The 20,466-nt window shown below is 61.8% G+C and carries 18 protein-coding genes and 2 tRNA genes; 12 read left to right on the top strand and 8 right to left on the bottom strand.

What is annotated here, in order from left to right; genetic code table 11:
- Positions 1-208: 208 nt before the first annotated feature.
- Positions 209-1,162, bottom strand: coding sequence for a LysR family transcriptional regulator (locus Q0G85_RS05245; protein ID WP_297155402.1), 954 nt, complete (start codon positions 1,160-1,162; stop codon positions 209-211).
- A 199-nt stretch (positions 1,163-1,361) separates the two neighbouring features.
- Here Q0G85_RS05245 and Q0G85_RS05240 point away from each other — a divergent pair, with 199 nt between their 5' ends.
- The 6 genes from Q0G85_RS05240 to Q0G85_RS05215 all read left to right on the top strand — a co-directional run bounded on the left by Q0G85_RS05240 (position 1,362) and on the right by Q0G85_RS05215 (position 8,127).
- Positions 1,362-3,758: a molybdopterin-dependent oxidoreductase gene (locus Q0G85_RS05240; protein ID WP_297155400.1), complete on the top strand. Its 2,397-nt coding sequence runs from the start codon at positions 1,362-1,364 to the stop codon at positions 3,756-3,758.
- Between the two features lie 10 nt (positions 3,759-3,768).
- Positions 3,769-4,167, top strand: a complete 399-nt coding sequence (locus tag Q0G85_RS05235) for a 4Fe-4S dicluster domain-containing protein (RefSeq protein ID WP_297155398.1) — start codon at positions 3,769-3,771, stop codon at positions 4,165-4,167.
- 172 nt (positions 4,168-4,339) lie between these two features.
- On the top strand, positions 4,340-5,605 hold the full coding sequence (locus Q0G85_RS05230; RefSeq protein WP_297155396.1) for a glycosyltransferase family 4 protein: 1,266 nt from the start codon (positions 4,340-4,342) through the stop codon (positions 5,603-5,605).
- A gap of 76 nt (positions 5,606-5,681) precedes the next feature.
- A complete protein-coding gene (locus Q0G85_RS05225) occupies positions 5,682-6,974 on the top strand; it encodes a DegT/DnrJ/EryC1/StrS aminotransferase family protein (RefSeq protein ID WP_297155394.1) in 1,293 nt (430 codons plus the stop codon).
- A complete protein-coding gene (locus Q0G85_RS05220) occupies positions 6,975-7,592 on the top strand; it encodes a sugar transferase (protein ID WP_297155392.1) in 618 nt (205 codons plus the stop codon).
- 124 nt (positions 7,593-7,716) lie between these two features.
- Complete coding sequence (locus tag Q0G85_RS05215) at positions 7,717-8,127, top strand: peptide deformylase (RefSeq protein ID WP_297155390.1); 411 nt, start codon at positions 7,717-7,719, stop codon at positions 8,125-8,127.
- A 23-nt stretch (positions 8,128-8,150) separates the two neighbouring features.
- On the opposite strand, the gene Q0G85_RS05210 is transcribed toward Q0G85_RS05215, so the two are convergent.
- The 3 genes from Q0G85_RS05210 to Q0G85_RS05200 are packed head-to-tail and all read right to left on the bottom strand — an operon-like array spanning position 8,151 to position 10,471.
- Positions 8,151-8,828: a methionine ABC transporter permease gene (locus Q0G85_RS05210; RefSeq protein ID WP_297155388.1), complete on the bottom strand. Its 678-nt coding sequence runs from the start codon at positions 8,826-8,828 to the stop codon at positions 8,151-8,153.
- A gap of 3 nt (positions 8,829-8,831) precedes the next feature.
- Positions 8,832-9,581 carry a methionine ABC transporter ATP-binding protein gene (locus Q0G85_RS05205; RefSeq protein ID WP_297155386.1) on the bottom strand — a complete coding sequence of 250 codons (750 nt, stop codon included), beginning with the start codon at positions 9,579-9,581 and terminating at the stop codon, positions 8,832-8,834.
- A 29-nt stretch (positions 9,582-9,610) separates the two neighbouring features.
- Entirely contained in the window at positions 9,611-10,471 is an 861-nt protein-coding gene (locus tag Q0G85_RS05200; protein WP_297155384.1) for a MetQ/NlpA family ABC transporter substrate-binding protein, read from the bottom strand.
- A 335-nt stretch (positions 10,472-10,806) separates the two neighbouring features.
- On the opposite strand from Q0G85_RS05200, the gene Q0G85_RS05195 reads away from it, so the two are divergent.
- Positions 10,807-12,150: a glutamine synthetase family protein gene (locus Q0G85_RS05195; RefSeq protein ID WP_297155382.1), complete on the top strand. Its 1,344-nt coding sequence runs from the start codon at positions 10,807-10,809 to the stop codon at positions 12,148-12,150.
- Between the two features lie 33 nt (positions 12,151-12,183).
- Complete coding sequence (locus Q0G85_RS05190; RefSeq protein WP_297155381.1) at positions 12,184-12,861, top strand: response regulator transcription factor; 678 nt, start codon at positions 12,184-12,186, stop codon at positions 12,859-12,861.
- A gap of 25 nt (positions 12,862-12,886) precedes the next feature.
- On the opposite strand, the gene Q0G85_RS05185 is transcribed toward Q0G85_RS05190, so the two are convergent.
- Genes Q0G85_RS05185 through Q0G85_RS05175 form a run of 3 tightly spaced genes read right to left on the bottom strand, consistent with a single transcriptional unit; the run spans position 12,887 to position 16,429 of the window.
- A complete protein-coding gene (locus tag Q0G85_RS05185; RefSeq protein ID WP_297155378.1) occupies positions 12,887-14,524 on the bottom strand; it encodes a DEAD/DEAH box helicase in 1,638 nt (545 codons plus the stop codon).
- Between the two features lie 45 nt (positions 14,525-14,569).
- A complete protein-coding gene (locus Q0G85_RS05180) occupies positions 14,570-15,988 on the bottom strand; it encodes an MGDG synthase family glycosyltransferase (protein ID WP_297155377.1) in 1,419 nt (472 codons plus the stop codon).
- Between the two features lie 24 nt (positions 15,989-16,012).
- Complete coding sequence (locus Q0G85_RS05175; RefSeq protein ID WP_297155376.1) at positions 16,013-16,429, bottom strand: GtrA family protein; 417 nt, start codon at positions 16,427-16,429, stop codon at positions 16,013-16,015.
- Between the two features lie 265 nt (positions 16,430-16,694).
- On the opposite strand from Q0G85_RS05175, the gene Q0G85_RS05170 reads away from it, so the two are divergent.
- Complete coding sequence (locus tag Q0G85_RS05170) at positions 16,695-17,681, top strand: glycosyltransferase family 2 protein (RefSeq protein WP_297155374.1); 987 nt, start codon at positions 16,695-16,697, stop codon at positions 17,679-17,681.
- A 204-nt stretch (positions 17,682-17,885) separates the two neighbouring features.
- On the opposite strand, the gene Q0G85_RS05165 is transcribed toward Q0G85_RS05170, so the two are convergent.
- A tRNA-Arg gene (locus Q0G85_RS05165) sits at positions 17,886-17,961 on the bottom strand.
- Between the two features lie 77 nt (positions 17,962-18,038).
- Between Q0G85_RS05165 and rlmD the strand changes: the two genes are divergently transcribed.
- From rlmD to Q0G85_RS05150, 3 genes are all read left to right on the top strand, one after another.
- Positions 18,039-19,391: a 23S rRNA (uracil(1939)-C(5))-methyltransferase RlmD gene (rlmD, locus tag Q0G85_RS05160; RefSeq protein ID WP_297155372.1), complete on the top strand. Its 1,353-nt coding sequence runs from the start codon at positions 18,039-18,041 to the stop codon at positions 19,389-19,391.
- Positions 19,392-19,454: 63 nt separating this feature from the next.
- Positions 19,455-19,529: transfer RNA gene (locus Q0G85_RS05155), tRNA-Glu, on the top strand.
- A 376-nt stretch (positions 19,530-19,905) separates the two neighbouring features.
- On the top strand, positions 19,906-20,433 hold the full coding sequence (locus Q0G85_RS05150) for a peptidylprolyl isomerase (RefSeq protein ID WP_297155370.1): 528 nt from the start codon (positions 19,906-19,908) through the stop codon (positions 20,431-20,433).
- The last annotated feature ends 33 nt before the right edge of the window (positions 20,434-20,466 follow it).

Below are 20,466 nucleotides of genomic sequence, written 5' to 3'. Positions count from 1 at the left end.
CCCCATGATAGGGGGAGCCTGCTTTTCGGGAGGGCCGCCGATGGGACACCCATGTCAACGGTGGTTTAACATAGAGCCACCCGTTTTTCGAAAAGAAGGACAGGGGAAAGAAAGGCGGCGAGAAGGGGGACGGCGAGAAGAAGGGCGATGGGGAGAGGGTCGGCAGGATGAAGGACAGCAGGAGGAAAGGCCAGGGGCGGCGCTTCCTCTATACCGGATATTCCCCCAGGTAGTCGGCGTGATTCTCTTCAAGGTATCGATCGAGCATTTTTACAGCATACCGCACGCGTGGCTTCTGCCGAATGTGCTTGGGGTAAAGAAATCCGACGTAGCTTATTGATTCTGGGGTCGAGAGAGGCACGAAGGCGAGGCCGTCCGTCGGCATGGCAGCGTCTTTGAGCGCAAGGTGGTAGCTGAATGAGTCGAGAAAGGCCACAGCATCATCGCGCGAATGGACGAAGCGGATGAGCATGCGCGGACTTGCGACGCTCATTCGCACGTTCTGCAGTGGATAATCGCGAAACAGCCACTCCATCTGCTGCGCCGCTTCTCGCGAGGCGTCCGTCGCGCAGGGTACGCCTGCAACCTCGCGTCGACGAAGGGACTCTCTTCGTGCATACGATGACGCTGCATGGCACACGACTCCCAATTGCGTGCGAAGGACAGGGTCGAACGCAAGCTCCGTGCTCGCGATGAGGTCGAGGGCGCTGTTGGCGTGAAGGTCAACAAACCCGAGGTCAGTGCCGTCTGACAGGCATGTGCGCGAGACGATTTTATCGAAAGGCTCCTCGATATACGAGCATCTGGCGAGCAGATCGACGTACGCCTGCGTTGCCGAGGCGATCTGCGCCGAGTAATGCGTGACATGGATATCGAAGGGGTCCTCTTCCCGCTTCTGCTCCTCGTCGGGGTTGTAGAGCGCATCGAGAAATTCCCCGTAGTCTGCGGTTACCTTTCGCGCAAACGCGAGAAAGCTTTTTCCCGTCGGCGTCAGCGTAACGCCTTTGCGGCTTCGCTCGAGAAGCTTTGCCGAAAGTTCGCGCTCAAGCGAGGTGATCGCCTTGTTCAGCCCCTGTTGAGACACGGCGAGTCGCTTTGCGGCGCCGTAGAACGACTCTGCGCGAGCAACCTCTTCAAAGTAGTGGATCGTCTCGATGTTCATAGGTGCTCACTTTCATATGCAACCAACCGTTGTCTAAAAGACAATTATAGGCTTCTTTCGGTTGCTGCTATACCTTTCCATAATGAACGCAGGGTGAATGAGCGCCGTCCTTCCAGCCCTCTGCAGGCTGGGTGCATCTTGCAGCGGGCCATCGGGGTGGGCATCGCCCAGGTAGGAGAAATACGAGAGGAGCTATGCCATGACGCAAGGGGAGTCGTTCGTCTACACGTGTTGTCCCGGATGGGGCGACCACGAGTTCTGCGCGATCAAGACCATCGTCAAAGATGGCAAAATCGTTCGCACCGAAAAGCCCAGCTATACCGGCGCGGAGGAAAACGAGGGCTACATCTGCCAAAAGGGCATCATGTCGTGCAGGCAGCCTTACAATCCGAAGCGCTTGCTGCATCCGCTGAAGCGTGCAGGTGAGCGCGGCGAGGGCAAATGGGAGGAAATCAGCTGGGACCAGGCGCTCGACGAGATCGCCGCGAAGCTTTTGCAGCTGCGCGATGACTACGGTCCCGAATCGCTCGCGATGTGGAATGTGGTGGCGTCGGTGCCTCCCTCGCAGGGGCTTGCCGCTGTGCTGAGCTCGCGGTTCATGGGGCTTTGGGGCGCGACCGACCCCATCCAGGGGTACGGGCTCGACAACGGGCCGTTCTACGCGGCGTTCTTCGACATGGGCGACTTCTACAAGTACATGACGACCGACCCCGCGAACTTCGACACGTCGGACTACATCATCGTGTGGGGCGCCAACCCCATCGAAAATCAGCAACGCATTGCAAAGCACCTGGTCGAAGCACGTTCGAACGGTGCAAAAATCGTCGACATCGGGCTTCTGTTCGACGGCACGGCGGGCTTCGCCGACGAGTTCATCCCCGTGAAACCAGGCTCCGACCCAGCGCTTTCCCTTGCGATGGCCAATCTCATCATCCAGGAGAAGCGCTACAACGAGAATTTCCTGCTGTCCTACACGGTGGCACCGTTCCTCGTGCGCGACGATACGGGCGAATTCCTTCGCGACGCGGACGGCAACTACCTGGTGTGGGACGTCGATGCGGCTGCGGCGATGCCCATGACCCCTGGCGAGCAGGCGTCTCCTGTGGCGCATATGGAGCTCGATGGCGAGCACGAAGTCGGCGGCGTGGCGTGCAGAACGGCGTTCGCGTGCCTGCGCGGGCATGTGGCAAGCTATACGCCCGAATGGCAGGAAGGCGTCACCGGCGTCGCTCCCGAAGTGGTCAGGCGCCTAACCGACGAGTACGTGAGCGCTCCGAACGCCTACATCTTCGGCGCGCTGGGGCTTCGCTATCAGAACCAGGGCGAAAGCTATCGCTCGTTCTACCTGCTCGGCATGCTGACAGGCAACTTGGGCCGACCTGGTGCTGGCGTCACAAGCGAGATGCTGCCGGCCGGTTTCCCGATGATTTTCAACGACACGCCCATCACCATGCCGCTTGGCCGCGAGGGCTACAAGGCGAAGATGCTGCGTCAAAACGAGTTCATCAACCAGGTGAAAAGCCAAGAGCCGTACCCGATTAAGGCGTTTTGGGTAATCGCCGGCAACCCGGTGCACAACTGCCCGAACCGCGGTTTGTGGATTGACGAGATCTTCCCGCAGATGGAGCTCATCGTCGACGTGGACATCTGGATGACCGACACAGGCCAGTATGCCGACTACGTGCTGCCCGACTGCATGCCGTTCGAGCGCTATGAGCTGGTGGCATCGGCGGCGTACAACCACATCGTCTTGCAGGAGCCGGCGATCGAGCCGCAAGGCGAGGCGCGCGACCCCACGTTCCTCTACAGTGAGCTTGCGAAGCGTGTGGGCTTGGGCGAGTACTTCGACAAGACGGCGGAGGAATGGATCGAGGTGCGCATCCAGTCGAAGTGGCCGATGATCGCGGGCATCCAGCCGCCGCTGACCTACGAGCGCCTGAAGAAGGAGAAGCTCGTGCGCGCGGCAACGCCCCCGGTGAATTGGGACCCGTTCATGGGACTGCAGTTCAACACGCCCTCCAAGCGTCTCGAATTCTACTGCGAGCGACTGCTTCCCGTCGGGGCGCAGATGGCAGCCTATCGCGAGCCGCTTGAGGCTCCCACGCCGATGAGCTTGGGAAACGGCACCGCCAAGGGGAGGTACCACTTCTTCAGCGGCCGCCAGCGCTTCTTCATGCAGTCGATGTTCACTGACGATCCGGTCATGGCCGACCTATCGGGCGGGTACCCGACGGGCCGCATGAACCCGGCGGATGCGCAGGCGGAAGGCATCAAAGACGGCGATAAGGTGGAGATTTACAACGAGCGAGGGCACGTGACCATCGAGATGAAGCTTGACCAGCAGATTCCTCCGGGAACCGTGCAGTGCTGGTTCGGTTGGCGTCACGATGCGTTCGAGGACGGCATGTACTCCGAGCTCATCCCGGCGCTCGGCAGCGACTATACGTTGAACGATGTGTCCAAGCATTGGGATAGCTGCGTGCGGGCGATCGGCGGCTTCCAGCCAGGGTTCGGCACTGGCGGCATCGGCGGCATGGCTGGTGCTTGGGATACGATTTGGGACTGTGCGTGCGACGTGCGCAAGGTCGAGGAATAGGGGGAGCGACATGGATGAGAAGACGATTCTGGTTAATCTGCAGCGATGCACAGGATGCTGGACCTGCTCCCTTGCTTGCAAGGTAGGGAACAACCTCCCCGATGAGAAATTCTGGCTGACGGTGCGCACGGAAGGCAGCGGCGAAGGCATCGATCGCCCCGCGGGGACGTGGCCCGACCTGCATATGAGCTGGATTCCCATCTGGTCGAAGAGCTGCGTGCGCTGCGGTGGACGGCTGACGGCGGGTGAGCTTCCGTACTGTGTGAATGCATGCCCGAACGGAGCGCTTTCCGTTGGTGGTACCGCGGCAGGGGAATGCGAGGCGCTGCGACAGCGGGGTTTCCGCATTTTCAAGCTTCCCGCCTGGGAAAACGCCGCCGATAACGTGGTGTACGCCTCGAAGGGGTAGCGAGGGTTAGGCCGAGGCGCAAAACCTGAGGCTGGGGTGCTCTTTCCCCGGGCGGCGAGCTCGTCGTCCGGGGAGCCCTATCCAGGACCGCCGCGCCTCTTCCTTCAGAATCCTCCTGCTTTCGCGAGTTCGAGGGCGGGTGTCCCCGTCGGTGCTGCTATACTTCCGAACCATGGACACACTATCGAACACCCACCACGCGTCTGCCCACAAGCAGCGCATCGCCGTCGTCACCATGGGCGTGAAGCTCGGCGACGAAACGCGTGGCTACACGCGCTTCCGCTTCCTGTCTGAGCTGCTCGTGCGCGAAGGCTTTGACGTCACGCTCTTCACCTCGTCGTTTCAACATTGGGAGAAGGCCCAGCGCGACACGGAGAAGGCGTGCTATCGCGATCTCCCGTACCGCGTCGTCTTCATCCCCGAGCCCGGCTATAAGAAGAACCTCGACCTTGCGCGCATCATGAGCCATCGTAAGGCTGCGAAGAATCTGCGCCGCATGTTCGAGGAACGATTCGCCGCCGATGCTCGCGCGTTCGACCTTATCTACGCTGAGATTCCGCCCAACGATGTCGCCCGCGTGTGCGCGGAGGTGGCGCACGAGCGCGGCATTCCCTTCGTCGCCGACGTGAACGACCTGTGGCCCGAGGCCATGCGCATGGTCGTGAACGTGCCGGTTGTGAGCGATATCGCCTTCCGCCCGTTCGCGCGCGATGCACATCGCGTCTACGAGCTGCTTTCGGGCGCGGTGGGGACCTCCGACGAGTACGCCGCGCGCCCCGCCGCCGACCGCGAGGAGCCTTACGCGCGCGCCACGGTGTATGTGGGGAACAATCTCACCGCCTTCGACGAGGGTGCGCGCGAGAATGCGAGCGCAATCGTGAAGCCCGCGGGCGAATTCTGGGTAACGTACGCGGGCACGCTTGGGGCAAGCTACGACCTCTCGACTCTCATTCAGGCCGCTAAGCTTGCAAAACCTCAGGTGAGCGGCTTGCGCGTGAAGATTCTGGGCGATGGCCCCGATCGCGATAAGCTCACCGAGCTTGCGAGCTCGATTGGCGCGCCGGTCGATTTCCTGGGCTACACCCCCTACGAGCGCATGGCGGCATGGCTCGTCGCGTCCGATGTCACGGTCAACTCACTCGTGCATGGCGCTGCCCAGAGCATCGTCACGAAAATCGGCGATTACCTTGCCGCGGGCATTCCCATGATCAACACGGGGGAGAGCCCCGAATTTTGCGCGAAGGTGGAGGCGGACGGCTTCGGCGTGAACGTCGCCCCGGGCGACCCGAACGAGCTCGCCGAGGCAATTCGCAAACTCGCCGCGCATCCCTCGTCGCGCAAGATCATGGGGGCGAAGGCGCGCGACGTCGCTTGCCGCCAGTTCGACCAAGCTCATTCATACCAGGCTATAGTGGAATTGATACGCAATTTGCTCTGATCGCACTTCAAGCGGGCGGGTTCGTTGCACAATTAAGTGCTTGAAGTAACCTGGGTGCAAAGTGCGCCCGAATTGTTTGCCCTCGGTTGTGCTCGATATGACGTCGGCGCGCAAAGGGCGACGAAAGGACGGCATGTTCGTGAACGTGAAGCGCAATATCCCCTTCTCTCCTCCCGATATTTCCCAGGCCGAAATCGACGAAGTGGCCGACGCGCTTCGAAGCGGCTGGATCACTACCGGGCCGAAGACCAAGCAGTTCGAGCGCGACTTGGCGGAATTCAGCCACACGACGCGTTTTGCTTGCTTCAATTCCGCGACGGCAGCGCTTGAATGCGCCCTGCGTGTACTCGGCATCGGCCCAGGTGACGAGGTCATCACGAGCGCTTACACCTATACTGCGTCAGCAAGCCCGATTGTGCATGTGGGCGCGACGCCTGTGCTCTGCGACGTGGCGCCTGGTTCCTTCGAAATTGACTACGACCAGGTGGCGAGTCTCGTTACCGAGAACACGCGCGCCGTCATTCCCGTCGATGTGGCGGGTGTCATGTGCGATTACGACCGCCTGCGCGCGGTGCTTCAAAGTGTGAGCGGCAAGTGGAGCCCGCGCACGCCCCGTGAGGAGCTCTTCGATCGCGTGCCCATCGTGGCAGATGGTGCGCATTCGCTCGGCGCCGTGCGCCATGGCCTTCATTCGGGACAGGCGGCCGACTTCACGTCGTTTTCCTTCCATGCGGTGAAGAACCTCACGACTGCCGAGGGTGGCGCGCTTACCTGGCGCGATATCCCCGGGCTCGACTCGGAGGAGCTCTATCGCGAGCTTATGCTGCTGTCGCTTCACGGCCAGACGAAGGACGCTCTTGCGAAAACGCGCGTCGGCGCATGGGAATACGACGTGGCGTTTTGCGGCTGGAAGTGCAACATGACCGATCTGCAGGCGGGGCTCGGATTGGCTCAGCTGCGCCGCTACCCAGGCCTTCTCGCGCGCCGTCGCGAGATCGTCGAGCGCTACGAGCGCGGGCTGGCCGATTTGCCTTTCTCGCTGATCAAACATTATGGGGATGATTTCGCGTCGTCGGGGCACCTCATGCTCGCGCGCATCGAGGGCGCCTCGCAGGAGTTCCGCAACGCGTTCATCAACGAGATGGGGGAGACAGGCGTTGCCTGCAATGTTCACTACAAGCCGTTGCCCCTGCTCACTGCCTACAAAGATCTTGGCTTCGACATCGCTGACTTCCCGAACGCGCTCGCGCAGTTCGAAAACGAGGTCACGCTGCCGTTGCACACGAAGCTCTCCGACGACGATGTGGACTACGTAGTCGAGATGTGCCACGAAGTGTTCGCGAAGCTCTCAGCGAGGGGCGTGCGCTAGATGTACCTGCGCTTTGGGAAACGCATCTGCGACATCGTCATCGGTTTGGTTGCGCTGCCGTTTGTGCTGATCATCGTGGCGATTTGCGCTCCGCTCATCTACTTCGAAGACAAGGGTCCTATCTTCTACAATGCGCCGCGCGTGGGCAAGAACGGCCGCGACTTCACCATGTACAAGCTGCGTTCGATGAAGGTGAACGCGCCTGACCTGGTGATGGAAGACGGCTCGACCTACAACGGCGCCGACGACCCGCGTATGACGCGCATTGGAGCCTTCATGCGCAAGGCCTCGATTGATGAGATGCCTCAGTTCTTGAACGTGCTCAAAGGCGACATGAGTGTGGTGGGTCCGCGTCCCGACTTGCGGCGTGAAACCGAGCTCTACGAGGGCGATGACGCAGAGAAGCTGCTGGTCAAACCTGGCATTACGGGCTATGCCGCCGTCTATGGGCGCAATTCGCTCCCCTGGCGCGACCGTCTGAAGCTCGACGTGTACTACGTGCGCCACGTGTCCTTCGCGCTCGATGTGAAGGTATTCTTCCGCACGTTCTATGTCATCTTCAAGCAGGATGGCGTCTATGTCGAGCCCGAAGACGGTGGCGTGAAGGAAGCTAACTAGGCCCCGACTAAGACCGGGGCGCTTTCGCGTGAGCAGACTGCTGCTACCGGAGCTTCCCCTGTGCCGTCTCCCTGGCAACCTGTGCTTGAGCCCTGCATTCCCAACCCTTTGAAAGGAACGCCTGATGATTCGTCCTATCGTGAAGATGCCCGTGCTGCTTTCGGCTCCGAGTGTCGATGCCACGCCGCTTGATGCCGCCGTCGGGCAGGATTTGCTCGACACGCTCGCGGCTCATGCGGGCGAATGCGTGGGACTTGCGGCGAACATGATTGGCGTGCGCAAGCGTATCGTCGTGGCGGCGTGCACAGGTGGCGCGGTGCTCATGTACAATCCCAAGATCCTCGAGGCGTCGGGCGAGTATCAAATCGAGGAAAGCTGCCTGTCGCTTACGGGCGCGCGTCCCTGCACGCGCTACAAGCGTATCAAGGTCGCCTATCTCGACGCATCTTTCACGCCGCGCGAAAAGTCGTTTTCGGGGTTCGAGGCACAGATCATCCAGCACGAAATCGACCACTGCAATGGGGTCGTGATTTAAGGGCGCGCCCCGTTCTCGCTCTTCTACCTGCGGCGCTTGTCAATTTTGCGCGCGGTTACGTCGCCGATCGCCTGGAACACGATGACGAGCACGACGCACAAGAGCACGGCGAAGATCATGACGTCGGTCTGGAAGCGCTGGTAGCCGTAGCGGATGGCGATATCGCCCAAGCCGCCGGCGCCGACGGTGCCGGCCATGGCGGAGTACCCGAACAGCGTGACGAACGTGATGGCCGCGCCGCGCACGAGCGAGGGCAGCGTTTCCTTCAGATACACCTTCCACACGATTTGCCAGGTGGAAGCGCCGAAGCTCTGAGCTGCCTCGATAAGCCCACTGTCGGTTTCCTCGAGGCTCTGCTCGACCATACGTGCGGCGAAGGGCGCGGCTGTCACCACGAGGGGCACGACGGCTCCCGGCACGCCGAGCGAGGTTCCCACGATAAAGCGCGTGAACGGGATAAGCGCGACGAGCAGGATAATGAAGGGCACCGAGCGGCCGATGTTCACGATCCACCCGACGATTGTCGAGACAATGCGATTCGGTCGCAACCCGTTCGGGCTGGTCACCACCAAAAGAATGCCAAGGGGGATACCGATGACGTACGCCAGGATGGTGGCTACGCACGTCATGACGAGCGTGTCGATCGTGCCCTGTAAAAACAAGTTGCCGTACTGGGCGAAGAAAGCGGAGAAATCGAACATGGGCTACTTCACCTCCAGGCTGTCGAAGGAAACGAGCTCGCGGGCGGCCTCGCTTTGCGGGTTCTCGAGCACTTGGCGCGTCGGGCCTTCTTCCACGATGACGCCTTCGTCGATCACGGCGACGCGGTCGCAGATATGTCGCGCCACGGCGAGGGAGTGGGTGATCACCACGAGCGTCACGCCGAGTTCCTTGTTGATTTTCGCGAGCAGGTTCAAAACCGACACCGTCGTGCGCGTGTCGAGCGCGCTCGTTGCCTCGTCGCAGAGCATGATGCGCGGGTTGTTCGCGAGTGCGCGCGCAATCGCCACGCGCTGCTGTTGGCCGCCGGAAAGCTCGCTCGGATAGCGCTGCGCCTTGTTGGCCAGATCGACCACGTCGAGCAGCTCGAGTGCGCGTTTTTTGGCGGCATCCTTCTTCTCGCCGCGAATGGTGAGCGGGAACATCACGTTGTCAAGCACCGTGCGCTGCTGGAACAGGCTGAAATTCTGGAAGATCATGCCGATTCCCTCGCGCAGACGCCGCAGGTCGCGGCCTTGATAATTCGTCACATCGACGCCATCGATGAGAATGCGCCCCGACGTGGGACGCTCGAGCAGGTTGATGCAGCGCACGAGCGTGGACTTGCCCGCGCCCGATTGGCCGATGATGCCGAAGATCTCCCCCTCGCCAATGGTAAGGCTCACATCATGCAGGGCACGATGTGAGCCTTCGCGAGCGAGGTAGACCTTTTCCAAATGGTCTAGCTCTATCATTCGCTTTCTAACTCCTTTGTGGGCGTCCCTTAGAACACGGGGACGACAGCGCCGGCGTAGGTGTCGTTGATGTAGGTGCGAACCTCGTCGGACGTGAGTGCTTTCACAAGAGCCTTGATTTTATCAGAATCCTGGTTGCCATCCTTCACGACGAGCACATTCGCGTAAGCTTCAGCGGCGAGCGAGGTGGCGGACTCGGTTGCGAGCGCGTCGGTGGTCTTGAAACCGGCGGGGATGGCGTAGTTGCCGTTGATGCAGGCGATGTCGACGTCAGCGACGATGTTAGGAACCGTTGCAGCCTCGACTTCCTTGAACTGGAGGTTCTTCGGGTTGGAGACGATGTCGTTCGTGGTGGCGTTGATGCCCGCGTCGTCCTTCAGCGTGATGAGACCAGCGTCCTGGAGCAGCAGCAGCGCGCGCGCTTCGTTGGTGGCGTCGTTGGGAACGGCGACGGTCGCGCCGTCAGCGAGGGCGTCGAGGCTCTTGGTCTTGCCCGGGTACAGGCCGAACGGCTCGTAGTGGACGTCGGCAACGCTCACGAGATGCGTGCCCTTCTCCTCGTTGAAGTTGTTGAGGTAGGTGATGTGCTGGAAGTAGTTCGCGTCGACTTCGCCTTCCTCAGTCACTGTGTTGGGCTGCACGTAGTCGGTGAACTCCTTGACCTCGAGGGTGTAGCCTTCCTTCTCGAGCAGCGGCTTCACAGCGTCGTTCAGGATTTCCGCGTGGGGTGAGGGGGTTGCCGCGACCGTGATGGTCTTGTCGTCGGAGCTTGCCGACTTGTCGGAGCTTGCGTCCTGTGCGCCGCAGCCGGCCAGGCCGAACGCGAGGACTGCGCCGAGAGCGAGCGTTGCGACGAGCGCCGCTTTCTTCTTTTTGAAGTTGAGTGCCATTAGTGATGTCCTTTCCTGGGACGCGTTGCCTCGGGGGAACGCGTTCGCTTCCATTCGATGTTCTCCATAGTATCGCGTGGGCGTGATAAGTGGTAGTTCGAAAAACAAATGCCTGGCTATCGGTATTCGCGATATACGGAAAACGACGCCCCTCTGTCTCGCTATTTCGCCGATGGGGAAGACGAGGGGCCGAAGCATTTGCAAAACTGTTAACTCCCTCGAAACATAACCCGATATAATAGTAGGATATTTTATGGGCGCGGCCTGCGATAGGGCTGGGTCCGCGCGGTGCGGGGCACACCGCCGAGAACGATCGAACGCAAGGAGCATATGCCATGTCATCGAATCCAGAACAAGATTTCGTGCTCAAGACCATCAAGAGCCGCGATGTCCACTTCGTCCGCTTCTGGTTTACCGACGTGCTCGGCAACATGAAGTCGTTTGCCGTCATCCCGAGCGAGCTTGAAAACGCCTTCGAGGACGGCATGGGCTTCGATGGTAGCTGCGTCGAGGGCTTCTGCCGCACGCGCGAAAGCGACATGCTCGCCTTCCCCGACGCATCGACTTTCCAGGTGCTCCCGTGGCGCCCTGAGAGCAATGCCGTGGGCCGTATGTTCTGCGATATCCGCACGCCTTCCGGCAAGCCCTTCGAAGGCGACCCGCGCCAGGTGCTCGCGCGCGAGGTTGAGCGCGCACTCGACATGGGCTACGTGCTCAACGTCGGGCCCGAGCTCGAATTCTTCTACTTCAAAGACCAGCATTCGACCGAAGTGCTCGACCATGGCGGGTATTTCGACCTGACGAGCCTCGATTACGCCTCTGACCTGCGCCGCGACACGGTGCTCACCCTGGAGAAGATGGGCATCCCGGTGGAGTATTCCCACCACGAGAACGGCCCCTCCCAACACGAGATCGACCTGCGCTTCACCGACGCGCTTTCCATGGCCGACGCCGTGATGACTTATAAGCTGGTCGTCAAGGAAATCGCGATGAAGCACGGCGTGTACGCGTCGTTTATGCCCAAGCCGCTGGCCGACGCCCCCGGATCGGGCATGCACGTGCACCAGAGCCTGTTCGACCTCGACGGCAACAACGCCTTCTTCGATCCGAACGATCCGCTTGGCTATAACCTCTCCGACCTGGCGAAACACTACATTGCCGGCCTTCTTAAATACGCGCCCGAATTCTGCTGCATCACCAACCAGTACGTGAATTCCTACAAGCGTCTGGTCTCCGGCGGGGAGGCGCCCACCTATATCTCCTGGGGCGCGCGTAACCGCTCGACGCTCGTGCGCATTCCGGCGTATCGCCCGAACCGCGAGGTCGCGTGCCGCGTAGAGCTTCGCAATCCCGATCCGGCGGCGAACCCGTACCTCGCGTTTGCTTGCATGCTCGCTGCGGGGCTTGCTGGAATCGAAGAGGAGCTGCCCCTGCAAGACCCGACCGAGGGCCTTGATTTGTTTGAGCTTTCGCGACAGGACCTGCGTAAACAGGGTGTTCGCACGCTGCCTGAAAGCCTCGGCGAGGCGGTGGAGCTCTTCGCCGAGTCCGAGCTTATGAAGAAAACGCTTGGCGAGCACATCCACGGGTACCTGGTGGAGACGAAACGTGCCGAATGGAACGAATACCAGGGCACCGTTTCCGAATGGGAACGCAATCGCTATCTCGAGGTCCTCTAACATGCGCGCCTTCTACGCGGGAAAGGTCGAGCCATGATGCAAAGGAAAACGGTTCTTTTCATCGCCGATAGCCTCGATAACGCCCATAAGTTCCAGTCCGTGCTCTCGGGGCTCGACGTCGATGTGGTGGCGGGGTCGTCTGCGCAGTTCAAGAAACTGCTCGCCCAACATCCCTCGCATGATCTGGTGATTTACGAGGCGCGCGGCGATGCCCTCGACACGATATCGCAGGCCGAGTCCCTTCTGGTGGAAGACGGATCCACGTCGATGCTCGTCATCGTGAACGAGGCGCAGCTCTCTGAGTTCCGCCTGCCCGTGCAGATCAAGGCGGACTTCGTGGTGCATGGGGCATCGGCGGAGGAGTGTGCCGCCCGCATCCGACAGCTTCTGTGGCCGGGCAATGAGAGCTCGACCTCGGATTACATCTCGGTCGACAACATGACGATTAACCTGGCAACCTATCAGGTGAAGGTGAACGGCGAGCCGCTCGACTTCACGTACCTGGAGTATGCGCTGCTTGCGTTTTTGGTGACGCACCCAGGCCGCACGTACTCGCGCGACGCGCTTCTGCGCCGCGTGTGGGGCTTCGACTACTACGGCGGTAGCCGCACGGTCGATGTCCATGTGAGGCGCGTGCGCGCGAAACTCGGCCCCGAGCTGGCGCAACGCCTGGAAACCGTGCGAGGTGTCGGCTACCTCTGGAGCGCATAGGCGCGCGCTCCAGAGTCGAAAGTGCCTAGCGGCGTTTGCTGTGCTGGCGCGCTACTTCGGCGCGGTGCGCGCGGCCGGGGCGGAAGTCGCCCTTTGGCTTTGCGGTTCCCGTCTGCTTGCGCGCGCTTCCGCCCTGCGACGGGGCTTGCTTGCGTGACTGCCCGCCGCTCGCCTGCTTGCGAGAGTGCCCGCCTGGCGTCTGCGCGTTCTTTCGCGCGCTCTCGGCGTGCGCCTTCGCATCATTGGTGGCCTTGCCGGTTGTTGGCGAGTTCTTGCGGGGGCGCTGCTCGTTTGCGCGGGATGTCTTCTTCCCGTCGTGCGTCTTGGGACTCTGCTTGCCACCTTTACCTGCGGGTTTGCCACCCTTGCGTGCGCCCTTCCCCTCGCGGGCCTCTTCGCGCTCTTCGGCGGCGCGGGCCTGCGCCTTCTTCTTTTTCTTCTCGCGTTTGTCCATCTCGCGCTTCGCCTCGGCGATGTCGGGGTCGCGCTTCGCGGCGGCTTTCGTGGCACGTTCGGCGGCAGCCACAGCACACGCTTCCTCGTTGAAGCCCTCGATGCGAACCTCGGGAATCTCTCGCTTCGTGAACTTCTCGATGTCGGTGAGCGCTTCCTGCGTCTCGGGCGTGACGAACGAGATCGCGCGGCCCTTCGCACCCGCGCGGCCCGTGCGCCCGATGCGATGCACGTAGTCCTCCGCCTGTGTGGGCAAATCGTAGTTCACGACGTAGTTCACCTCGTCGACGTCGATGCCGCGGGCGAGCACGTCGGTCGCCACCAAGATATCGGTCGTCCCAGCTGCGAAGTTCTCGAGGGCGCGGCGGCGCTGGTTTTGCGTGCGGCTCGAGTGGATGGCCTCCACCGAGTATCCAGCGCGCTTCAAACGACGGCAGGTCGCATCGGCGCGGCTGCGCGTGCGGGCGAACACGATGACGCGCTCGTGCCCCCATGCAGCGATCGTCGCGCGCAAAAGGTCGGCTTTGAGCACCTGCGGCACGCGCACGATGCACTGGTCGACCGTGTCGGCCGTCTCGCCCTTGTGTGCGATCTCCACCACTTCGGGGTCGCGCAGGAACGCGCCCGCGACACCCTCGATCGAGCGGTCGATGGTGGCTGAGAACAAAAGCGTCTGGCGCGTTTTCGGCGTGGCGGCGACAATCTTTTTCACCGACGGTAGAAAGCCCATGTCGAGCATGCGGTCGGCCTCGTCGAGCACGAGCACTTCCGCCCGGTCGAGATGCGCTGCCTTCTGCTCCATAAGGTCGATCAGGCGTCCCGGCGTGGCGATGAGCACGTCGGTCCCACGTTTGAGTGCGCTGATCTGCGGATTGTACGACACGCCGCCCACGACGGAAAGCACGCGGTGGTGGGTCGATTTCGCCACGGTCTCGCAAACCTCCGCGATCTGCGCGGCAAGCTCGCGTGTCGGGGTGACGACGAGCATGAGCGGCCCGCGTTCGCCCTTCGCGTGCCCGAGCTTGTCCATCGAAGGAAGCGAGAAGGCCGCGGTTTTGCCCGTGCCCGTCTTTGCGGCGGCGATGATGTCGCGCCCTTTAAGGGCAAGCGGGATGGCGCGCTCTTGCACGGGGGTCGGCTCCTCGTAGCCGAGGGCGCGGACGGCGGCAAGCGTCTTGGGGCTAAGCCCCAGTTCGTCGAATGAAGACATGGTTGTTCGGTTGTTCCTTTCCATCTCGGCGCGATGCCGAGCGCGTTAGCGGATGTGTGCGGGGGTGTGTCCCCAATAAAAGTGGAGGAAGTGCTTCTTGCGCATGCGCGTATCGGTGCTCGGCTCGGCCGCGGCAAGGCGCAGTGCGTTGCGCGCGATGTCGAGCGCCGCGTTCGGTCGGCGCAGGTAGGAACCTTGCGTGAGCATCGCCTCCACGATGGCGGGGTTCGCGTCGATATGCCCCATCGCGCCGACGAGCTCGCGCGCGGTCGTCACGTGCAGGGCGGCGCCGAGCGAGGTCAGCATGCGCACGTTGATGTTCTCCTGGCCATAGGCCCGCCCGAGCAGGATCATCGGCGCCTTCGCGCAGAGGCATTCGGTCACGGTGAGCCCGCCTGGCTTGCAGATCACCAGATCGCTCGCGGCCATGAGCTCGGCCATGCCCTCCACGTAGTCGAGCACTGTGGCGTTCGGGATTCCCAGCTCGTCGCATTCCCGTCGCAGGTGAGAGGCGTATTCCGCATCTGCGCCCGCCACGATCACAAGGTGGGTGTTCTTAAAACGGTGCAGGTAGGGAAGCATCTTGTCGAGCGCCTCGCGGAAACGCACGTAGGGCGTGGGGAGGTAGGCGCCGGCGAGCGCCAACACGATGCGCTTGTCCCGGGGCAGCCCGAACTTCTCGCGTCCCGCCGCCTTGTCGTAGGTCTTACGGAACGCGGGTCGGGCGGGAATGCCGGTGATCGTGATGCGATCTTCGGGAACTTTGCGCGGGCGCAGAGTCTCGGCCATCGATTCGTTCGCGACGCAGAAAAGGTCGCTGTGCAGATGAGGCCACAGTCCTTCGGTCTCGTAGTCGGTGGGGACGCAGACGATGGGGAAGGACTGCCCGGTGATCATGCGCGCGCCGACGGCGACGTTGGCGGCCGTGATGTGCGTGCAGACGATGGCGAGGGGGTGGGTTTTGCGCACGTGCTCGGTGAAGCGGGGGAACATGATGCGCGACCAGGCGGTGCCGCCTGCCCACAAAAGGCGCCCCGTGAGGGTATAGCGCCAGGTAAGGTCGTAGATGGGACGCGTCGGACCGGTGAACATCGACGCCATCTTGTCGCCGTTCATGCGCATGCGGCCGAAGTCGAGCACGTCGAGCACCTCGACATGCAGGTCGTCGGGGCAGGGGACGCTCTCGCGAAGGGAGGGGTCGTCGCGCAGAAGCTCGAGCGCCTGGGCGACGGCGTTCGCTGCGCTGCGATGGCCCGAGCCGACCGATGCGTGCATTACGATGACCGTCGGGCGCGGCGTGTCGTCAGGCGAACCCTCGGCCGCGGCGGCAAGCTCCTGCTCGGGGGCGTCTTCGCGCGCAACCCCCGGGACCCCTTCGGCCGCGGCGGGCTGCTGCGAGTGCACCTCGCTTTGATCGGTGGGCTGCTGCGCGAGCTCGTTGTCCTTTTCGCTGGTATGTTCCATAGCTTCCATCGTAAACGCTGCGGCCTAGCGCTCGCTCGGCGTTTCGGCAGGCGCGTCGCCGCCGTCGAGGAAGATCTTCCTCGTGACGAAGTTCCACACCATGACGATGAAGGTGGCGCCGATTTTGGTGATGAGGTAGTGGATGTGCGCGAGCTCGACGCCTGCCCACATGCAGAGGTTGTTGATGATAAGGCCGATCACCGACAGAGTCACGAAGATGACGAACTCGCGGCGGCGACTCATTCCCTCTTTGTGGGTGAACACGTAGCGCATCGAAGCCAGGTAGTTGAAGATAACGGATGCGGTGAAGGAAATCGTGGCGCTCACCAGGTAGTTCACGCCGAAAACTTCCGTCAAAAGGGCAAGCAGGCCGTAGTCGATGATGAATGCGATCACGCCGACGATGCCGAATTTCATAAGCTGTGCGATAAGTTTCTTCACGTTTTCCGAGTGCCTTTCGAATGCGCGTCCGAATGCGCGCTCCCATGAGTTTTCGATGCGGGCGCGCAAATCGCGCTCGCAAGCGGTTTCGGCCCGCGTGAACTCTACCACAGCGGGTAGCTCAGGGCGCATTCTCCTTTTATTCCCTGTTTTTTCCTTGGCGTTGTTTCGCGTTGGCGTTCCATCCTCTAGCATTCACTGGTTAGAAGTTTGGTGTTGCGCCCTGCGCCGCGCCACGATGCGTACGTTTACGAGGAGTATTTTCATGAGCCTTGGGGCCGTCGATGCTGTTGCCGATCGCGCGGAGAAGCCTTCCGTCGCCGTTATCATACCTTGCTACAACGAAGCGCTCACCATCGCGAAGGTGGTCGACGACTTCAAGCGCGTCCTGCCCGACGCCGCGATCTACGTTTACGACAACAACTCCACCGACGGGACGGGCGACATCGCGCGCGAACATGGTGCGCTGGTCCGCGTCGAGCGCCGCCAGGGGAAGGGCAACGTCGTGCGCCAGATGATGCGCGACATCGACGCCGACTACTACATCATGGTCGACGGCGACGACACCTATCCCGCCGAGGCCGCGCCCGAGCTTTTGGCGCCGCTTATGAACGACGAGGCCGACATGGTGGTGGGCGATCGCCTGTCGAACGGTACGTACGGCGAAGAAAACGACCGCGCGTTCCACGGCTTTGGCAACAATCTCGTTCGTTTCCTTATCAAGGCGATTTACGGGTTCGAGTTCTCCGACGTCATGACGGGGTATCGTGCTTACAACGAGGTGTTCGCGAAGTCGATGCCGGTGCTCTCGCCAGGCTTCGAGATTGAGACCGAGCTGTCGATTCATGCGGTTGACAAGCGCTGGCGCATCGCAGAGGTTCCTATCGATTACCGCGATCGCCCTGAAGGCTCCGAAAGCAAGCTCAACACCTTCTCCGACGGCATGAAGGTGCTCATGATGATTCTCTCGCTGTTCAAGGATTACCGCCCGCTCGCGCTGTTCTCGCTTTTGGGGCTTCTGCTGTGCGTGATCGGCCTGCTGTTCGGCGTGCCTGTGATCTGGGAATTCGCGCATACGGGACTCGTTCCGAAGATGCCGAGCGCGCTTTTGGCCGTGGCATTCGTGTTCTTGGGAATGCTGTCGTTTTCGTGCGGGCTTATCCTGGACACGGTGGTGAAAGGCGCGCGCAAGCAGTACGAGATCGAGGTCACTCGCATTTACGAGGAGTGCGGCAAGACCACGCGCGCGTAAGGGCCTGCTGTGCAGCTGGGCTCGCCAAGCGGCCGCGCTTCGCTCAGAAGCTGCTCAGCCTTCGCTTCGGTGGTCGCTTAGTGAGCCCTGCCGCAACGCTCGCGGGGTGCTGCGAGGTGGCAAAGCCGCGTTCGCGATGCTATTCCTACGAGGGCGAGAAAACGAAACGCCAGGCCGTGAGACCTGGCGTTTTCTAGTGTTTCCTGGTGCCCCTGGCAGGATTCGAACCTGTGGCCTTCTGCTCCGGAGGCAGACGCTCTATCCCCTGAGCTACAGGGGCACAACCCCGAGATTATACGCTATCATGGGTGAATCGCAAATATCGATACCGAAATTGGAAGAGAATAGGCAGAGTGCATGGGAGAAATCGTAACGATTGAGCGCATGGGGTTCGGCCCCGAGGCGGTCGCGCATCTTGAGAGCGGCAAGGCCGTGTTCGTCGAAGGCGGCGCACCGGGCGATGTGCTCGCCATCGAATTGACGGAGGAGAAACACTCCTTCGCACGCGCGCGCATCGTCGAGGTGAAGGAGCCTGCGGCGTGCCGCGTGGCCCCCACCTGGGCGGAGCCGTCGTCGCAAGGGGTCGCCCCCTGGCAGCACCTCAGCTACGAGGCCCAGCTTGCTGCGAAGACCGACAACGTCGTTGCGGCGCTTTCGCGCACCGCCGGTTTCGGCGACGAGCGCGCGGCGGCCCTCGTGCGGCCCTGCCTGGGAAGCAAGCGACAGTGGGGGTATCGCAACAAGATCGAGCTCGGCGCGGCGTTCGATGCGGCGGGCATGTTCCAGCTGGGCTTCCACGATGAAGGTTGCCAAGACGTTGTCGCGAGCGCCACGTGCCCGGTTGCCTACAAGCAGATCGAGCGTGCCCCCAAGGCGCTGCGCGGGGCGCTCCGCTTCGCGCAAGGCGCAGACGACCTGGGAATTTTCCGCGTCGGCGTGCGGCATAGTGTGCGCACCCACAGCACCGAGGTCGCGCTTTGGACGACGCCTGCCGCCTTCCCGCGCGGCCATGTGGCCAACATCCTCAAGGGGTCGTTCAAGGCCACGAGCATTGTGCGCGTGCTCGCCGATCCCGGTCGCGCGCGCAAGATCAAGGGAGTGGAGGTGCTCGACGGCAAGGGCTTTTGGGAGGAGAAGCTGCTTGGCTTCACCTACCGCGTTGCTGCGCCGTCGTTTTTCCAGGTGAACACCGCGCAGGCCGAGAAGCTCATCACCGAAGTCATCCGTGGACTCGGTGGGGAAGTGGGCGATGAGGGGCCTGTCGGTCTCGACGAGTTGCTCATCGCCGATTTGTATTCGGGCGGCGGGACGTTCTCCATCCCGCTTGCTGCGGCGGGCGCCGACGTGATCGCCGTCGAATCGGCGGGTAGTTCCGTGCGCGACCTGCGCCGCAATGCCGACGCCAACGGGGTCGACATCGAGATCATCGGCGGCGATGCGGCGCGCGAGCTTCCCGAGTTGGGAGAACTCGACGCGCTTGTCGTCGATCCGCCGCGTGCGGGCTTGGCGGACGGCGTGGTCGAAAGCATCGCCGCGGCGCGTCCCGAGCGCGTGGCATACGTGAGCTGCAACCCCGCGACTTGGGCGCGTGACGTGGCCCGATTCGAGGGCAACGGCTACGAGCTGCTTTACGCGCAGCCGGTTGATCTGTTCCCCCAGACCTACCACGTCGAGGTCGTGAGCATCTTTGTGCAAAAAAGTCGAAAATAGTTCTTGCCAAGCTTGCGCATCTTTGCGATAATATCCTGGCTGCTTTCGCAAGGAAGCGACTTCGTCCCCATAGTCTAGAGGTTAGGACGCGGCCCTTTCAAGGCTGAGACACGAGTTCGATTCTCGTTGGGGGCACCATTCAAAATGAACGGGCTGGAAGATAACTTCCAGCCCGTTTTTCGTTTGCACACTAAAGGGCGCCTTCAAGCGGGAATGCCGAGTTCGCGCCCTCGTTTGCCCGCGGGTGTGCCTTGGGCTTGAAAGCTCGCTATCTGCTCGAGACGCTCTTTTTGTTCAGATATCGAACTACCTCCGCGCGAATCGACTCGACCGATTCCTTCGCGAGGCTACAGCGTGTTTCCCTCCTTTGACGTGCTTTCGTTTGCGAACATTGCGGTTTTTGCATCATTGCAGTCGCATACTGTTAGAATACAGATTCGTATGCAATCATCTGCCCGCCCGCGCAATCTGGAAGGTTGCCCCGCGGGTCAAGGAAACGCAAAGGAGCCGCCTTATGGCGCTGTACACCCCCGAATACAAGCCGAACGGCAACGAAATCGCCGTCATCACCACTTCCAAGGGCACCATTCGCGTGCAGCTCGCGGGCAACGATGCCCCCATCCATGTGGGCAATTTCGTCGAGCTCTCCCAGAAGGGCTACTACGATGGCCTGAAGTTCCATCGCTATGTTCCCGGTTTCGTTATCCAGGGCGGCTGCCCCAACACGCGCGACCTCACGCCTGAGCAGGTCATCAGCGAGGGCTCTCGTCGCGGCTGCGGCACGGGCAACCCGGGCTACTCCATCCATGAGGAGTACACCACCAACCCGAACAACGTGCACAAGGACGGCACGCTCGCCATGGCTCGTTCGCAGAATCCCAACTCCGCGGGCTCCCAGTTCTACTTCTGCCTGGGCGCGCAGCCCTTCCTCGACGACGGCTACACCGTGTTCGGTCAGACCATCGAGGGTAAGGACGTCATCGGCCAGCTCCGTGTGGGCGATGTGATCGAGAAGATCGAGATCGAGAACGCCAACGAATAGGCCGATTTTCCGGCGCTTGCCCGGATCGAAGGA

Origin of the sequence: uncultured Ellagibacter sp. (assembly GCF_934617235.1) — a bacterium.
Lineage (GTDB): Bacteria > Actinomycetota > Coriobacteriia > Coriobacteriales > Eggerthellaceae > Ellagibacter.
Note: the sequence above shows the minus strand (reverse complement) of the source record. Positions and strands in the feature narration are given on the sequence as shown.

What these genes read in the sequence shown, in the direction of transcription:
- Q0G85_RS05150 (WP_297155370.1), top strand. Translation starts at nt 19,906, where the DNA reads ATGGCGCTGTACACCCCCGAATACAAGCCGAACGGCAACGAAATCGCC.
- Q0G85_RS05190 (WP_297155381.1), top strand. Translation starts at nt 12,184, where the DNA reads ATGATGCAAAGGAAAACGGTTCTTTTCATCGCCGATAGCCTCGATAAC.
- Q0G85_RS05230 (WP_297155396.1), top strand. Translation starts at nt 4,340, where the DNA reads ATGGACACACTATCGAACACCCACCACGCGTCTGCCCACAAGCAGCGC.
- rlmD (WP_297155372.1), top strand. Translation starts at nt 18,039, where the DNA reads ATGGGAGAAATCGTAACGATTGAGCGCATGGGGTTCGGCCCCGAGGCG.
- Q0G85_RS05205 (WP_297155386.1), bottom strand. Translation starts at nt 9,581, where the DNA reads ATGATAGAGCTAGACCATTTGGAAAAGGTCTACCTCGCTCGCGAAGGC.
- Q0G85_RS05185 (WP_297155378.1), bottom strand. Translation starts at nt 14,524, where the DNA reads ATGTCTTCATTCGACGAACTGGGGCTTAGCCCCAAGACGCTTGCCGCC.
- Q0G85_RS05170 (WP_297155374.1), top strand. Translation starts at nt 16,695, where the DNA reads ATGAGCCTTGGGGCCGTCGATGCTGTTGCCGATCGCGCGGAGAAGCCT.
- Q0G85_RS05210 (WP_297155388.1), bottom strand. Translation starts at nt 8,828, where the DNA reads ATGTTCGATTTCTCCGCTTTCTTCGCCCAGTACGGCAACTTGTTTTTA.
- Q0G85_RS05245 (WP_297155402.1), bottom strand. Translation starts at nt 1,162, where the DNA reads ATGAACATCGAGACGATCCACTACTTTGAAGAGGTTGCTCGCGCAGAG.
- Q0G85_RS05220 (WP_297155392.1), top strand. Translation starts at nt 6,975, where the DNA reads ATGTACCTGCGCTTTGGGAAACGCATCTGCGACATCGTCATCGGTTTG.
- Q0G85_RS05180 (WP_297155377.1), bottom strand. Translation starts at nt 15,988, where the DNA reads ATGGAACATACCAGCGAAAAGGACAACGAGCTCGCGCAGCAGCCCACC.
- Q0G85_RS05235 (WP_297155398.1), top strand. Translation starts at nt 3,769, where the DNA reads ATGGATGAGAAGACGATTCTGGTTAATCTGCAGCGATGCACAGGATGC.
- Q0G85_RS05215 (WP_297155390.1), top strand. Translation starts at nt 7,717, where the DNA reads ATGATTCGTCCTATCGTGAAGATGCCCGTGCTGCTTTCGGCTCCGAGT.
- Q0G85_RS05240 (WP_297155400.1), top strand. Translation starts at nt 1,362, where the DNA reads ATGACGCAAGGGGAGTCGTTCGTCTACACGTGTTGTCCCGGATGGGGC.
- Q0G85_RS05195 (WP_297155382.1), top strand. Translation starts at nt 10,807, where the DNA reads ATGTCATCGAATCCAGAACAAGATTTCGTGCTCAAGACCATCAAGAGC.
- Q0G85_RS05200 (WP_297155384.1), bottom strand. Translation starts at nt 10,471, where the DNA reads ATGGCACTCAACTTCAAAAAGAAGAAAGCGGCGCTCGTCGCAACGCTC.